Consider the following 15,516-nt stretch of genomic DNA (forward strand, 5'->3'; position numbering starts at 1 on the left):
TGGCGCTCTATCGCGCCGCAGGCGGTTAAAATGCTAGCCTGAGGCAAAAGAAGAATGCCGGAGGATAAAATGACGAAGAAAACGCTTGGCGACTGGCGGGCTCTTGCCGAGAAAGAGCTGAAGTCCTCGCCGGAGACGCTCGTCTGGAACACGCCAGAAGGGATCGCCGTCAAGCCGCTCTATACCGAGGGCGACATAGCGGGTGCTCAACACCTCGGATCGCTTCCTGGCTTTGCACCCTTTACCCGCGGCCCGCGCGCGACGATGTATGCAGGCCGCCCTTGGACAATACGCCAATATGCCGGCTTCTCCACTGCGGAGGCCTCCAATGCCTTCTACCGCAAGGCGCTCGGCGCCGGGCAGCAGGGCGTTTCGGTTGCCTTCGACCTTGCAACCCACCGCGGCTATGACAGCGATCATCCGCGCGTCGTCGGCGACGTCGGTAAGGCAGGAGTTGCGATCGACAGCGTCGAAGACATGAAGATCCTCTTCGATGGCATCCCGTTGGAGAAGATCTCTGTCTCCATGACGATGAACGGTGCGGTTATCCCGATATTGGCGAGCTTCATCGTCGCCGGCGAGGAACAGGGCGTGCCGCGGGCTCAGCTTTCCGGGACCATCCAGAACGACATCCTCAAGGAGTTCATGGTCCGCAACACCTATATCTATCCACCCGAACCGTCGATGCGGATCGTTGCCGATATCATCGAATATACCGCAAGAGAGATGCCGAAGTTCAACTCGATCTCGATCTCCGGCTATCACATGCAGGAAGCCGGCGCGACGCTGGTGCAGGAACTGGCCTTCACGCTCGCCGACGGGCGCGAATATGTTCGTGCTGCGCTCGCCAAGGGATTGAACGTCGACGATTTTGCCGGCCGCCTCTCCTTCTTCTTTGCCATCGGCATGAACTTCTTCATGGAGGCAGCAAAACTGCGCGCCGCGCGGCTCCTCTGGACGCGGATCATGGAAGAGTTCAAGCCGGCAAAGGCTTCGTCGCTGATGCTGCGCACCCATTGTCAGACCTCTGGCGTGTCGCTGCAGGAGCAAGATCCCTACAATAATATCATTCGCACTGCCTTCGAGGCGATGTCGGCAGTGCTGGGCGGCACGCAGTCGCTCCATACCAACTCCTTCGACGAGGCGATCGCGCTGCCGACGGAGTTTTCGGCACGCATCGCCCGCAACACGCAGCTTATCCTTCAGCACGAGACGGGCGTGACGAAGGTCGTCGACCCACTTGCCGGCTCCTACTATGTCGAGAGCCTGACAAATGAACTCGCCGATAAAGCCTGGGCCTTGATCGAGGAGGTCGAGGCGCTCGGCGGGATGACGAAGGCCGTCAACGAGGGCTTGCCCAAGCGGCTCATCGAGGAAGCGGCGACGCGCCGCCAGGCGGCGGTCGACAAGGGTGACGAGGTCATTGTCGGCGTCAATAAGTACCGGCTCGAGACAGAGGAAGAGATCGAGACCTTGGCGATCGACAATGCCGCCGTGCGCACTGCCCAGATCAAGCGTATCGAAGAGACGAAACGTCGCCGCGACGGCACCGCCGTACGAGCTGCCCTCGACTTTCTTGCGCAGGTTGCAGATAGCGGCAAGGGGAACCTGCTTGCGGCGGCGATCGACGCGGCGCGCGCGCGTGCGACCATTGGCGAGATATCGGATGCCATGCGTCGCGCCTTCGGTGATCACGCGGCCGAGCCAGAGGTCATCAAGGACGTCTATGGTCAAGCCTATCGTGACGAACCCGAGCTGGCAGTACTGAAAGATCGCATGAGCGATATCGGCAAGATTCTCGGTCATAGGCCGAAGATCATGGTTGCCAAGCTGGGTCAGGACGGCCACGACCGCGGCGCGAAAGTGATCGCCTCCGCGTTTGGTGACATCGGCTTCGACGTGTTGGCCGGGCCGCTCTTTCAGACGCCGAAGGAGGCAGCCGAGCTCGCCGTCGCAAACAAGGTACACGTAGTTGGCATGTCGTCGCTGGCTGCCGGCCACAAGACGCTGGCGCCGCAACTGATCGACGAGCTCAAGGCGCAAGGCGCTGGCGATGTCATCGTGGTGGTCGGTGGCGTCATTCCGCGGCAGGATTACAAGTTTCTGATGGACCACGGGATCGCCGCCGTATTCGGGCCTGGCACGAATGTTCTGGATGCGGCAAATTCGGTTCTCGACCTGCTCGAGGGCAAGCGGCGAAACCACTAGATTTCGCGCGGTGTGACAACGGTTCGCGGCCAAGCTGTTCGCCGTCGCTGTTCCGTTCTGCGTGAACGGAGACCGGCGGCTGCTGCTCATGTGCCGCGAAATCGATTCCCTATTCTCGGCTGAAAACTCAGGAGCCTCGAAATCGAGCCGCTATGAAAATTAATTTCATAGTTACAACTTTTCGCGGGATTCGTGTTGACGAGTTCGAATTTTTGTCTCAACTTGACGAAAATAAATTACGTAATGGGAACGAGAACAGCATGAGAGTGGGAATTATCGGGCTAGGTTTCCGGCTCGGCTATCTTGGCTACGTCTTCAAGTCCGTGGATGAAAGCTTCGAGATCGTGGGTTACGTCGACCCCGATCCCGCAGGCCTTCCGGGGCTTGCTGAAAAAGACATTTCCGCCGGCACCGCTTATGCTTCCCCCAAAGAGCTGATCGCCAACGAAAAGCTCGATCTTTTGATGATCGGTTCCCCGAACCACTTGCATCTCGATCATATCAGACTTGGCCTCGAAAGTGGCCTGAAGGTCTTCTGCGAAAAGCCGATCGTCACGACGATCGCAGAGAGCATCGAACTGGCTCGGCTGATGGCAAAGTTCTGTCACGAGCGCCTGATGGTCGGCCTTGTGCTTCGTTACTCCCCACTCTACAAGGACCTGCGCGCGATTCAGGCGGCAGGCAAGCTCGGCCAGATCGTCTCGATCGAAGCCTCGGAGCACATCGAGCCTTATCACGGCGCCTTCTTCATGCGCGACTGGCGCCGCTACGAGCGTTATTCCGGCAGCTTCATGCTGGAAAAGTGCTGCCATGACCTCGATCTCTACAACGGCGTCGTCGGTGCCCGGCCTGAGCGCGTTGCAAGCTTCGGCGGTCGCAAGAGCTTCACGCCGGCCAACGATCCCGCTCGCGAAGGCATCAACGACCTGGAGCTGTTCCATCGCAAACCGAGCGGCTGGATGGGCTCCGACAAGGTGTTTGATAGCGACGCCGACATTATCGACTATCAGGTGGCGATCGTCGAATACGCCAATGGCGTCGGCATGAACTTCCATACCAACCTCAATGTTCCCGACCAGTTTCGCCGCTTTGCGATCATGGGATCGCGGGGCATGGCCGAGGGCGATTTCGTCCGCGGCTATCTCGACGTTCATGAGCAGCTGACAGGCAAGAAGGTCATCGAGAACAAGTACGCGGCGACCGAGCTGTCGCAGCATTACGGTGCCGACGAACAGATGGCCGCCGACCTGCTCGACAGCGTGCGCACCGGCACCGAGCTTCCCGTCTCTACACTGAACGCCCTCGAAGCCGGTATTCTCGCCCTGTCCATGGACGAGGCGCGCATGACGAAGGCGGTGGTCGATCTGCGCCCGGTGTGGGACAGGTTTGACGAAGCCCTGCACGCAAGAGCGGCTTGAGGAGGGCGGCAAGATGAGCGTCCAACGCAACGCAGTCATCTTCGCCTGGATCCTTCTCCTTCCGGCAGTGCTCTACGTGGCGGCGATCGTCGCCTATCCCCTGGTCGATACCTTTATCCTGTCCTTCACCGATGCGTCTTTGAAAAAGACGACGAATTGGGTCGGCTGGGTCAACTACAGCAAGATCTTCAATGCGACCTTCGCCGAAGTCATCCTGCGGACGTTCATCTGGACGTTCTTTTCCGTCTCCATCAAGATGATCATTGGCGTCTTCGGCGCGACGATGCTGAATTCGGCGGTACCAGGCAGGGCGCTCTTTCGCGTGCTGACTATGCCGCCCTGGATTGTCCCCATGGCGATCGGCATCTTCATGTGGGGCTGGATGTATAACGGCCAGTTCGGGATGATTTCCGGCATGCTGCAGCGCTTTGGTCTGGTGGACGCTCCGGTTGCGTTCCTCGCACAGGGTTCCACGGCGTTCTGGGCGACGATTATCACTGACGTCTGGATCGGCGTCCCACTCGTCACTCTCTATATGCTAGCGGCCATGCAGGCGATTCCGCAGGATCTTTACGAGGCCGCCTGGACGGACGGAGCCGGCCGTTTCTACCGCTTCCGGCGCATTACCCTGCCGTTGATCGTCCCTTCGCTGATTACCATGTCGATGCTGTCACTCATCGCCACCTTCAACTCCTTCGATATCATCTGGATCCTGACGCGCGGCGGTCCGAGCGGCGAAACGACGACGATGATCATCGACACGTACCGCACGGCGATTGGTTCGAACAAATACGGTGAAGGGGCTGCACGCGCCGTGCTGATCTGCATCTTCCTGTCGATCTTCTGTGTTTGCTACTTCCGACTGACCAGCCGTCTTGCTTCCGGAGACAAGCGATGAAACAACCCCATCTGCTGATCAATCGGTACAAATGGTATGAGATCATCGGCATCTATGCCGGCATCCTGGTGTTCCTCACCTTCGTGCTCGCTCCCTTCGTTGAGGGCTTCCTTGTCTCGCTGAAACCGCTCAGCCAGCTTTTCTCCTCGCCTTATCGTTTCATTCCCGAGAACGGTTCCTTCGAGGCGTACCGGACGATGTGGATCAGCGTGCCGGGCTTTGCCCGCTACATCTTCAATTCCTTCTTCATCTCGACGGTCGTGACCGCTGTCGTTCTGGTTCTCGTCATCCCTGCCTCCTATGCGTTCGCACGGTTTGAATTCAGAGGCGCTGGGCTGTTGCTCGCTGCGTTCCTGGCGGTCAACATGTTTTCGGGAGCGGTGCTGCTCATTCCGCTCTTCCGGTTGATGCGCTCGCTCGGCCTGCTCAATACCTATTTTGCCATCATGGTTCCGGGTGTCGCCTTCCTCATTCCGTCCGCGATCTGGCTGCTCAGAACCTACATGATGCGCATTCCCAGGGAGTTGGATGAGGCGGCCTTTGTCGACGGCGCCAGCCAATTCTACACGCTTCGCCGCGTCATCTTGCCGATCGCGATGCCCGGGATCATGGTCGTTGCAATCACCACCTTCATCGGCTCCTATGCCCAGCAGTTCATCTTTGCGCTCACCTTCAATTCCAAAACCGAATTTGCGCCTTTGCCAGTCGGGCTGTTTGCCTATTTCGGCCGCCAGGAGGTGGTCTGGAATGAGCTGATGGCCGCCAGCTTCGTCGGCATCGCGCCGGCCATGATCGTGATTTTCTTCCTTCAACGGTATCTCGTCAGCGGGCTAACCGCGGGCGCGGTGAAACAGTAAGTCAACCACCAGAGAAAAAACGGGAGCTAACAAAGTGACGATTCAATTCAAGACCGGGCTGATGGCCCTTGCCCTGCTCGGCTCCACCGCGCTCGGCGCCATGACCGCGCACGCCGCTGACCAGGAGATCAGCTGGATCTATTGCGGCGACAAGATCGACCCCATCCATGAGAAGTACATCAAGGAGTGGGAAGGCAAGAACCCAGGCTGGAAGGTCACGCCTGAGGTCGTCGGCTGGGAGCAGTGCCAGGACAAAGCCACGACGCTTGCCGCCGCGGGCACGCCTGTCGGCATGGCCTATGTCGGCTCGCGCACGCTCAAGGAATTTGCCCAGAACGACCTTATCGTGCCGGTGCCGATGACCGACGAGGAGAAGAAGAGCTACTATCCGAACATCGTTGATACCGTCACCTTCGAAAACACCCAGTGGGGCGTGCCGGTCGCCTTCTCGACCAAGGCTCTCTACTGGAACAAGGATATCTTCAAGCAGGCCGGCCTCGACCCGGAAACACCGCCGAAGACCTGGGCTGAAGAAATCGCCGCCGCCAAGCAGATCAAGGAAAAGACCGGCATCGCTGGATACGGTCTCCCGGCAAAGACTTTCGACAACACGATGCACCAGTTTATGCATTGGGTTTACACCAATAACGGCAAGGTCATCGACGGCGACAAGATCGTTATCGACAGCCCGGAAGTGCTGGCAGCGCTCCAGGCCTACAAGGACATCACGCCTTATTCCGTCGAAGGCGCAACCGCCTACGAGCAGAACGAAATCCGCGCCATCTTTCTCGACGGCAAGGTCGGCATGATCCAGGCAGGCTCGGGTGCCGCTGCCCGCCTCAAGGACACCAAGATCAACTGGGGCGTTGCACCGTTGCCGCTCGGCCCTTCGGCCAAGGGTGAAGGTACGCTGCTCATCACCGACAGCCTGGCCGTCTTCAAGGGCACGGGTGTGGAAGACAAGGCAATCGAATTCGCCAAGTTCATCACCTCACCGGGCCCGCAGGGCGAATACGAGCTTCAGGGCGGTGCAGGCCTCACGCCGCTGCGTCCGTCTGCGAAGGTTGACGAGTTCGTCAAGGCTGATCCGTCGTGGAAGCCGTTCATCGATGGAATCGCTTTTGGCGGCCCCGAGCCCCTCTTTACCGACTACAAGGGCTTCCAGAATTCGATGATCGAGATGGTCCAATCCGTCGTGACGGGCAAGGCCCAGCCGGCCGATGCCATCAAGAAGGCTGCTGGCGAGATCGAAGCGTTCAAGTAAGCCTTTGTCGGGATCGCGGGCGCAACAACCGCGATCCCCCACTTACAGTATGCATGCCGCAGGGGCGGCGACCGGAGACAGGTTTTGGGACAGCTTCTTCTCAACAATGTTCAGAAGTTCTACGGCGACTTCGAGGTTCTCAAGGGCATCCACCTCGAAGTGAAAAACGGCGAGTTCGTGGTCTTCGTCGGGCCGTCCGGCTGCGGCAAGTCAACGTTGCTGCGGATGATTGCCGGCCTCGATGCCACGACGGCGGGCGACATCGTCATCGACCGCCTCAGGGTCAATGACCTGCCCCCGGTTAAGCGCGGTATCGCCATGGTGTTCCAGTCCTACGCGCTCTACCCGCACATGAGCGTTTTTGAAAACATCGCTTTCCCGCTGCGCGTGGAAAAGATGGAAGAGGCGAAGCTAAAGGCCAAGGTCGAGCACGTCGCGCGCATCCTTCACCTCGATCAGCGTCTGCAACAGCGGCCTGGAATGCTCTCGGGAGGTCAACGCCAGCGTGTGGCAATCGGTCGTGCGATTGTGCGCGAGCCGAAGATCTTCCTGTTCGACGAACCGCTGTCCAACCTCGACGCGGCGCTGCGCGCTGACATGCGTATTGAGCTTGCCAAGCTGCATCGGCAGCTGAAAGCGACGATGATCTACGTCACCCATGACCAGATTGAGGCGATGACCATGGCCGACCGGATCGTCGTGCTGAACGCCGGCGAGATCGCGCAGACCGGCGCTCCCCTGGAGCTTTATCACAAGCCCGCCAATATTTTCGTCGCAAGCTTCATCGGCAATCCGAAGATGAACTTCCTGCCCGTCACCTGCACCTCTGTCAGCGATGCCGGTGTCGAAGTCGCCTATGAGGGGCAAAAGGCGGTGATCCCGGTCACCCCCCGTCAGGGCGCTGTTGGCAAGGCGCTGACGCTCGGCGTGCGTCCTGAGCACATCCAGATCGGTTCCGGCGACATCGCGCTTACCGTTGTGCCAACGGTCATCGAACGACTTGGCGCACAGACCGTGGCATACGCATCGCTTGACGGCGAAGGCGAGAATTTCTGTGCGACGCTGCCGGGCAGCGCCGGCGTGCGCCCAGATCAGCCGATTGTAGCTGGGATCAACGTCGCCGACTGCCATTTGTTCGATCAGACGGGCATATCGTTTGAACGCCATGTCGAGCTGACCGACATCGACATGAACCTGCTCGATCCCACAGCCGCCGCTTGATCAGCGGCGCCGCCGCCTCAATACAGAGGATAGAAGAGCCTGTTGGCGGGGTAGGAATAGGCGCCGCGGTCGACGATCCCCAACCGGTACATGCAGCTTCTGAGCGCTGTGACGTGCCAAGGATTTGCCGGATAGGGTGAGCCGCGGTGGACGGCCTCGGGCTCGCAATAGCGATAAGCCCTGTCAAACCGCGCTAGAAGCACGGGATCGGAATCCATCCGTACGCCATGATAGGTCTGCCATTGCGCCGGCGGTTCAGCCGCCGAGATCGCCAATAGGCTTGCTGCTATTCCCATTGCAACAGAGACTCTCATCGACTTGACCTCCCGCGCGCCTAATGCCCGCGCAAAAGAAGATGCTTTTCAATCGCGTAAGGTCAAGAGGCGTACATCAAAGGAAGGTGCTAAGGGCGACGGGGCCCTACCACACTAGGCCACGTGCGGTTACATCCTCGACGCGCGTTACCACGCCATTACGATGAAAAACCATCGTGTCAAACAGATTGGAAACAACGCATGTGTGGTTGGGAATGATCCGGATCTTCTCTCCGATCTCAGGGCGCCGATCGCCACATTTCGCCAGGTCAATGACGCCGTGCTCCTCAGACAATCCGGTGATCACCGCCTCGGGGTAACCGACCACCGTTCCGAAGTCGGTAAAGCCGAGCAGATCGGAGGTCAGGGCCTTTGATCCGGCGTCGATGACGGCGCGATCCGCCGTCGGGCGGGACACGACCGTTGCCAGCACATGCATGGCGCAGTCGGCTTCGCTGCAGTGGCCAGCGCGGACCATGGAGCGATCGTTATAGATATACGTACCTGCGCGGTGCTCGGTCGCGGCGCCGACGAGATGCGCCTCGAAGAGGCTTGGCGTGCCGCCGTTGCTGACGATCGGGCAAGCGATCCCATCAGTCTCTAAGAGCAATAGTGCTTCGCTGAGGAAGGCTTGCACCGCATCGGCCGCGCCGGGCTTCGGGTAGTTGAGGAGACCACCGAACGAAAGGCCGGGGGCATCGTTAATCCGCTTTGCCAAGCTTCGTGCTGCTTCAGGTGTCTGAACGCCGCAGCGTCCGCCGCCGGTGTCGCATTCAACCAGAACAGTCAACGGTTTGCGGGATGCGAAGTAGGAGGACAGGCCATCGGTGGTCACCGTGCTGTCGGCAACGACTTTGAGAGCAGAGATCCGGTCGTTGAGCGCGCCAAGGGCCTCGAGCTTTTGCGGGCCGACAATGTTGAAGGTGATCAGGATATCGTCGAAGCCAGCGGCAGCAAAAACCTCCGCCTCGCTGATCTTCTGGCAGTTGATGCCTTTCGCACCCGCCGCGATCTGCTCGGCAGCAAGCGCTGGGATCTTATGCGTCTTGATATGCGGTCGAAAGTTCAGCCTGTGCTTGTCCATGTAGGCCTGCGTGCGGGCAATGTTCGCCGCCAGGCGATCCTCGTCGATGATGGGCCGCGGCGTCGCAAGATCAGCGACCCTGTCGCCCGGTTTGGCGACGACGGCGTACGGATTTTCCTGCATGTGTGACGCTGCTCCGCGTTAGCGGCCGTGGGGATTTTCGACCATCGGCCAGATGTTCTTCGGCGCCCAACGATAGGGTGTCTTGGCCGGATTGTTGGGATAAGGCGTTCCGGCCGAGCAGTAGATGATCTGCGCGGCGATTTTGGAGAACGATGCGAAGAAATGATTGGTCGATTTGATGACCAGGACCTTCTTCGACAGCGGATCGATGCCCATTGCGGAAAACAGGCTTGGATCGAAACTTTGCGCGCGCGTCGAATTCAGGATGATATCGATGCCGTCAAGCACGATATGGGCTGCGTCCCCGAATGGCGCAAAGCTTTCCCCAAAACGCATCTGTGCATTGGTGACGAGCTTGACGATCTTGACGACGCCATCGACCGGATTGCCGGTGCCGGGCGCGGACTTGGCGCCGAAGCGCAGTGGGATCTCGGCCCCCTCGCCGGCCGCCATGCAGATCTGTACGGCCATCGGATCCCAGATCGTACCGATCGCGACACCTGTTGCGCCCCGGGCGAGGAGTTCCTGCAAGACAACGGTGGCATCTCCCGCGGTACCGCCGCCAGGATTGTCCCAGACGTCGGCGATGACGACGGGCCATGACTGTGCTGCCATTGCCTGCCCAACAGCCTCAATCTCGTCGATCTGTGGCATGATGAAGGTGCCGCGCTTGGAAAACAGCTCAAGGCCGAGTTCGCGCGCCAAGGTATTGCCCTTCTCCAGCTCGTCGTTGGTGACAACAAGCATCTTGGTGCCCATTTCCGGTACGTCGCCCGCCATGAACCCATGGATCACCGAGATCGACAGGATATCAGCATCGTCCTTTTCCATGCGCATGATCTTGTCGACGAAGGAGCGCATCGGGTCGCGCGAGGTGGGATAAACGTCGATCATGCGGCAGTCAAAGACAGACATGACAGGTGCCACTCTACCTTCCAGCGTCTCTACGGCAATCCGCCAGAGATCCTCGGCGCGATCGACGAAGTCCGTGTGCGGGAACTCCTTGAAGTAGATGAAGAAGTCTGCTGCCCCTAGCCGCTTCGCGGTCAGATGGCTATGCGGATCAAGCTCGGCACAGACAAGGACGTCCGGCCCAACGATCTCGCGCACGCGCACGAGTATGTCACCCTCCGTATCCTCGTAGCCGGCCGCGACCATGGCGCCATGCAGGCCGAGGACAACGGCGTCGACCGGCATCGCAGCCTCGAGCTGGGTCAGCACCTCGTCGCGCAGCCCTTCATAGGTCGAGCGGCTCACAAGTCCGGCCGGATCGGCCCAGGCGGCCGTTCCTTCGATCAACACCCATCCCTTCTCGGCGCAGACGCGGCGTCCAACCGTGATGGGTGCCGAGCAGAGTGTCGGGGTTTGCGGGTGCTGGCCAGGGGGCGCATAAAGAGATGCCTCGAAGGCGCGCCGGTCGACGCAGATGGGAGAAAAGGTATTCGTCTCGGTTGCGAGCGCCGCCGTGAAAATGCGCAAGGGTTCAGCCTTTGTGGTTGATCAGCCCATCGGGTTCGGCAGGTAGCCGGTAAAGCCGCATATCTTCCAGCGGCCTTCATGCAGGCGGCAATAATAAAGCGTTTGCCACTGCATGACATCACGCGTGCCATCAGCTTTGGCGAGCCCGCCGTCGAACTTCTTGCGCACGAGCGCCATGTCACCCTCAACCTCGATGTCCTCAAGCGTGGTGGTCGTGAAGATCGCGGTGCGGGCATCTTCAGCGAAAGATTGCGTTGCAAAGTCCTTCGCCTGGCGCAGCCACTCGTCGCGATAGGCCGATAGCGTCGGAAATGCCAGACGCCAGTTGTCGGGGCTCACCTGCTTGCGCCCGTCTATGCCGATGAAGCCGTCTTCGACGAAATCATGCTTGACCATCGACCAGTCGGCGGCGAGGAATGCATCGATGTCGCGGGGAACCAGCATCTCCCAGATCGAATGCCGGGCAACGTCGGAGGCCGGAAAGGGGTTTTTGAAAGGATTACGCATTATCTCTCCCCCGGATTGAAATTCTTTTCATGATTGGTGTTTTTCACTGGTCAAATTCCGCTTTCTATGGTCACTTGTCAACTTAATACGAAAATAATTTGCAAGGATCGATCAATGTCCATCAAGCGTTATGGCACGGTTCAAAAGGGTGCCGGGGGCAAGCCCCTGCCCTTTGCGCGCGCCGTCGAGGCCGACGGCTGGCTTTATGTCTCGGGCCAGGTCGCCATGGAAAATGGCGAAATCATCGATGGAAATATTGTCGCCCAGACGCATAAGACGATCGAGAACGTGCTGGCTATTCTCAAAGAGGCCGGCTACGGCGTCGAGAACGTGGTTCGTTGCGGTGTGTGGCTCGATGATCCGCGCGATTTTTGGACATTCAATGGTATCTATCAGCAGTATTTCGGCGACCACCCGCCGGCGCGGGCCTGCGTGCAATCGTCGATGATGGTCGACTGCAAGGTTGAAATCGACTGCGTCGCATTTAAGCCGAAGGATCGATAGCGCAAACGACGGCGGGTGGGATGGATATTTTCTCGACACTGCAGGAAGAAAAGGCCCGGCTTTCGCCCTCGGAAAACCGTATCGCCGACATCCTTCTCAACGACTTCGAGTTTGCGGTGAATGCCTCGATCATCGAGCTTGCCGAAAAAGCAGATGTATCACCGCCCACGGTCACCCGCTTCTGCCGCCGGCTCGGTTGCGAGAGCTTTTCCGATTTCAAGGTGCAGCTCGCCAGGACAGCCTATGTCGGGATGCGCTACCTGAAACCGGAGCCGAAAAGCACCAATCCGGGGGATGTCGCGCAGGATATCATCACCAAGGCGCAGAACGCGCTTTTCCTGCTTCATCGTTCCCTTGACCTTGCGGCAATCGAGCTTGCGGCCGAGCGGCTTTCGCGCGCCGACATGATTTATGCCTTCGGCTCCGGCGGCAATTCGTCGATGATTGCCAACGAATTGCAGAACCGTCTGTTTCGCTTCGGCCTGCATGTGACTGCAAGTTCCGATCACGGCATGCAGTTGATGATGGCCGCCGCCGCCAAACCGACCGACGTGCTGATTGGTTCGTCCTTTAGCGGGCGCAACGCCGAGCTCGTGCGCGCCTTCACCCTGGCGCGCGCGTCCAGCGTGACGACGATCGCGCTCACCCAGAGTAATAGCCCGGTCGCGCAAGTGGCAGAGATCGTCGTGCCGATCGATCTGCAGGAAGGAAACAATATCTTCCGGCCGACCTCGACGCGCATCGCCTATCTGGCGGCCATCGATATTCTCGCCAGCCTTGTTGCCTACGCGATCCAGCCAAAGGCGGCAGTGGTCCTGCGCCGCATCAAGCAGCAGCTTGTCGCCCACCGCGATGGCGATGACCGGCAATTGCTCGGGGACTAGAGAATTCCATGCCAAAAGGGGATGCGCAATGACACAGACGGTAGCGATCGTGACCGGTGCTGCGGGCGATATAGGGCGCACCATTGCTGGGCGCCTGGCACAGGATCACGACATCATACTTTTGGTCGACATCGACGTTGCCGCCGCCGAGAAGGCGGCACGCGCGCTGGGCTCGGCCGATCGTTTTGTCGCCTACGGCTGCGATGTGACCAGCGAAACAAGCGTCGCCGAAATGGCAAAGCGGGCCGCCTCGCTCGGTTCCGTCAGGACGCTGGTCAACAATGCCGGTGCAGCGCGCGCCGTCAGCCTGCATGATACGACCCCGGAAATCTGGCGCATGGACAATGCCCTCAATCTCGAGGCTCCCTTCCTGTGCTTCCGGGCCGTGGAGGATCTGCTCGCGGCGTCGAAAGGCTCTGTCGTCAACATCGCATCCGTCAATGCCATGAACGTCTTCGGCCACCCGGCCTATAGCGCTGCAAAAGCGGGACTGCTTCATCTCACCAAACTGGTGGCGGTGGAATATGGCAAGTTCGGTATTCGTTCGAATGCTGTTGCGCCCGGCACGGTGCGCACGCAGGCATGGGAGGCGCGCGCTGCCGCCAACCCGAACGTCTTCGAGGAAGCTCGCCGCTGGTATCCGCTGCAGCGCGTCGTCGACCCCGCGGATGTTGCAAATGCCGTCGCATTTCTGGCCGGACCGCAGGCTGCGGCCATCACCGGCGTCTGCCTGCCGGTGGATTGTGGTCTGACCGCCGGCCAGGCGGAACTTGCCCGCACTTTTTCGCAGTCCGAGCACTATTGAAAGACACGCTTAGAGAGGAACAGATATGACTGTGGCGCCTTATCGCCTGGAGAGCTCGTGGCATCCTCTTGGCGGCCCGAACGGCCGCTTTACCTTTTCCCTTTTCAATCTCTGCGACGTCGCGCTTTCCGGTTTTACGCTGGTCTATACGTCGCTGACGCGCGTCATCGACCCGAAGGCCTGCGAGAACGCAACGTTTCTGCGCCGCAATGCCAATTTCCATGAGTTTGCTCCGCCAAAAGGCTTTTCCCTCGAACCCGGCAAAAGCTGGACCTTCACCGTCAGCGGCCTTCACAGGCCCGCTCGCCACTGCACGGATGGCGCAAAGTCAGCTTACGTGACGTTGGCGGATGGGAAGCATGTGACGATTGGTGTTTCCGATCTGCTCCTCGAAGGCCGCGTCAACGAACCGCCGCCGGTACTTCTGCCGGAAGGCAGGCTCGAGCTTCCATTCTCGCTGCAGCCCTGGCCGGCAGAGATCGATGCCAAACCAGGTGATGACTTTCCCGTTGTTCTCTATCCGGCGGAAGGATCATCGGGAGACGACCTGCGTGCCGTCTCGACTGTCCTTTCGCTCTGCCGGCGCCTCTTCGAAAGCGATCATACGCCCTTCAATCTCGTCGCCTCGCCGCAGGGCCGGGCCCTGCAATTCTTGGTTGACGCGACGATCGCCCCGGAAGGCTACACGCTCGCCTTCTTTGCCTCGCAGATCACATTGTCCTTTGCTGATGCGGCCGGGCGCCAATATGGACTGACGTCGCTTGCGCAGCTGCTGCACGGCGCCCGCAGTCAGCCGCAGACGTTTTGCTTCCCCGTTGCCGGCTCGATTTCGGACAGGCCCCGATATGGCTGGCGGGGCTGCCATCTCGACGTTTCGCGGCAGTTCTATCCGACAGCTGATATCAAGCGGCTGATCGACATCCTCGCTTGGTTGAAGCTCAACATCTTCCATTGGCATCTGACCGACGACGAGGCATGGCGCCTTGAGATCAAGGCGTATCCGGAATTGACGGCAACAGGCGTCCTGCGCGGTCCCGATGAGCCACTCCTGCCGCAACTCGGCAACAGTGCCGAACCGGTTGGCGGCTTTTACTCTCAGGACGATGTGCGTGAGATCGTCGCTCACGCGGCGAAATTGAGTGTCGAGATCATCCCCGAGATCGATATTCCAGGCCACAGCACGGCGACCTTGACGGCGCTGCCTGATCTGGCAGACGGCCAGGAGGCGCCGGAGAGCTACCATTCGGTGCAAGGATATCCGAACAATGCCCTCAATCCGGCGGTGCCACTGACCTATGAATTCCTCGAGAAACTATTCGACGAGATGGTCGAACTTTTCCCCTCGTCCTACCTGCACATCGGTGGCGATGAGGTGGCGAATGGCTCGTGGCTTGCGTCTCCGCTTGCCAAGACGCTGATGGAGAAGGAGGGAATTTCGGGCACGTTCGCGTTGCAGTCCTATTTCTTGAAGCGCGTCAAGGAAATGCTGACGGCGCGCGGCCGCAAGCTGGCGGGCTGGAACGAGGTGGCGCATGGCGGCGGTGTTGCCGCCAGGGACACGCTGCTCATGGCGTGGGAGAACCCGCAGGTTGGCATCGATCTTGCCAAGCAAGGCTACGAGGTCGTCATGACCCCTGGCCAGGCCTATTACCTCGATATGGTCCAAGCGGAAGCGTTTCAGGAGCCGGGCGCAAGCTGGGCCGGAACCGTGCCCCCGGCCCACACCTATGCCTATGAGGCGGAGGGCGACTTTCCGGAGGAATTGAAGGACAAGATGAAGGGTGTCCAGGCCTGCATCTGGTCGGAGCACTTCCTGTCGCGCGGCTATTTCAACCGGCTGGTCTTCCCCCGCCTTCCTGCGATTGCGGAAGCCGCATGGACGCCGCGGGCGATGAAGGACTGGCATCGCTTCGCCGCAATCGTGCCCCTGAGCCCGAAACTGTGAGGTCG

At 59.8% G+C, this 15,516-nt stretch carries 14 protein-coding genes; 10 read left to right on the plus strand and 4 right to left on the minus strand.

Annotated features, from left to right (window positions below; translation table 11 throughout):
* Window positions 1–69: 69 nt before the first annotated feature.
* The 6 genes from scpA to LPU83_RS72135 all read left to right on the plus strand — a co-directional run bounded on the left by scpA (window position 70) and on the right by LPU83_RS72135 (window position 7,866).
* Window positions 70–2,208, plus strand: a complete 2,139-nt coding sequence (gene scpA / locus LPU83_RS72110; protein ID WP_024314631.1) for a methylmalonyl-CoA mutase — start codon at window positions 70–72, stop codon at window positions 2,206–2,208.
* A gap of 260 nt (window positions 2,209–2,468) precedes the next feature.
* Window positions 2,469–3,626, plus strand: a complete 1,158-nt coding sequence (locus LPU83_RS72115) for a Gfo/Idh/MocA family protein (RefSeq protein WP_024314630.1) — start codon at window positions 2,469–2,471, stop codon at window positions 3,624–3,626.
* Between the two features lie 13 nt (window positions 3,627–3,639).
* On the plus strand, window positions 3,640–4,524 hold the full coding sequence (locus LPU83_RS72120; protein ID WP_024314629.1) for a carbohydrate ABC transporter permease: 885 nt from the start codon (window positions 3,640–3,642) through the stop codon (window positions 4,522–4,524).
* A complete protein-coding gene (locus LPU83_RS72125) occupies window positions 4,521–5,381 on the plus strand; it encodes a carbohydrate ABC transporter permease (RefSeq protein WP_024314628.1) in 861 nt (286 codons plus the stop codon). Before LPU83_RS72120 ends, LPU83_RS72125 begins: the two co-directional genes overlap by 4 nt.
* A gap of 61 nt (window positions 5,382–5,442) precedes the next feature.
* Complete coding sequence (locus LPU83_RS72130) at window positions 5,443–6,645, plus strand: ABC transporter substrate-binding protein (RefSeq protein ID WP_093041276.1); 1,203 nt, start codon at window positions 5,443–5,445, stop codon at window positions 6,643–6,645.
* Window positions 6,646–6,729: 84 nt separating this feature from the next.
* A complete protein-coding gene (locus LPU83_RS72135; RefSeq protein ID WP_024314627.1) occupies window positions 6,730–7,866 on the plus strand; it encodes an ABC transporter ATP-binding protein in 1,137 nt (378 codons plus the stop codon).
* A 17-nt stretch (window positions 7,867–7,883) separates the two neighbouring features.
* On the opposite strand, the gene LPU83_RS72140 is transcribed toward LPU83_RS72135, so the two are convergent.
* From LPU83_RS72140 to LPU83_RS72155, 4 genes are all read right to left on the minus strand, one after another.
* Complete coding sequence (locus LPU83_RS72140; protein WP_024314626.1) at window positions 7,884–8,180, minus strand: hypothetical protein; 297 nt, start codon at window positions 8,178–8,180, stop codon at window positions 7,884–7,886.
* A 106-nt stretch (window positions 8,181–8,286) separates the two neighbouring features.
* Window positions 8,287–9,387 (minus strand): D-TA family PLP-dependent enzyme, encoded by a 1,101-nt coding sequence (locus LPU83_RS72145; RefSeq protein WP_040681021.1) that lies wholly within the window; start codon window positions 9,385–9,387, stop codon window positions 8,287–8,289.
* A gap of 18 nt (window positions 9,388–9,405) precedes the next feature.
* A complete protein-coding gene (locus LPU83_RS72150; protein ID WP_024314624.1) occupies window positions 9,406–10,866 on the minus strand; it encodes a M81 family metallopeptidase in 1,461 nt (486 codons plus the stop codon).
* A gap of 21 nt (window positions 10,867–10,887) precedes the next feature.
* Complete coding sequence (locus tag LPU83_RS72155; protein WP_024314623.1) at window positions 10,888–11,373, minus strand: hypothetical protein; 486 nt, start codon at window positions 11,371–11,373, stop codon at window positions 10,888–10,890.
* Between the two features lie 114 nt (window positions 11,374–11,487).
* Between LPU83_RS72155 and LPU83_RS72160 the strand changes: the two genes are divergently transcribed.
* Genes LPU83_RS72160 through LPU83_RS72175 form a run of 4 tightly spaced genes read left to right on the plus strand, consistent with a single transcriptional unit; the run spans window position 11,488 to window position 15,511 of the window.
* Window positions 11,488–11,877 carry a RidA family protein gene (locus LPU83_RS72160; RefSeq protein WP_024314622.1) on the plus strand — a complete coding sequence of 130 codons (390 nt, stop codon included), beginning with the start codon at window positions 11,488–11,490 and terminating at the stop codon, window positions 11,875–11,877.
* Between the two features lie 20 nt (window positions 11,878–11,897).
* Complete coding sequence (locus LPU83_RS72165; protein ID WP_024314621.1) at window positions 11,898–12,761, plus strand: MurR/RpiR family transcriptional regulator; 864 nt, start codon at window positions 11,898–11,900, stop codon at window positions 12,759–12,761.
* 28 nt (window positions 12,762–12,789) lie between these two features.
* Window positions 12,790–13,566, plus strand: coding sequence for an SDR family oxidoreductase (locus LPU83_RS72170; protein ID WP_024314620.1), 777 nt, complete (start codon window positions 12,790–12,792; stop codon window positions 13,564–13,566).
* A gap of 25 nt (window positions 13,567–13,591) precedes the next feature.
* Window positions 13,592–15,511 carry a beta-N-acetylhexosaminidase gene (locus tag LPU83_RS72175; RefSeq protein WP_024314619.1) on the plus strand — a complete coding sequence of 640 codons (1,920 nt, stop codon included), beginning with the start codon at window positions 13,592–13,594 and terminating at the stop codon, window positions 15,509–15,511.
* Window positions 15,512–15,516: the final 5 nt, after the last annotated feature.

Source organism: Rhizobium favelukesii, from assembly GCF_000577275.2.
GTDB lineage: Bacteria > Pseudomonadota > Alphaproteobacteria > Rhizobiales > Rhizobiaceae > Rhizobium > Rhizobium favelukesii.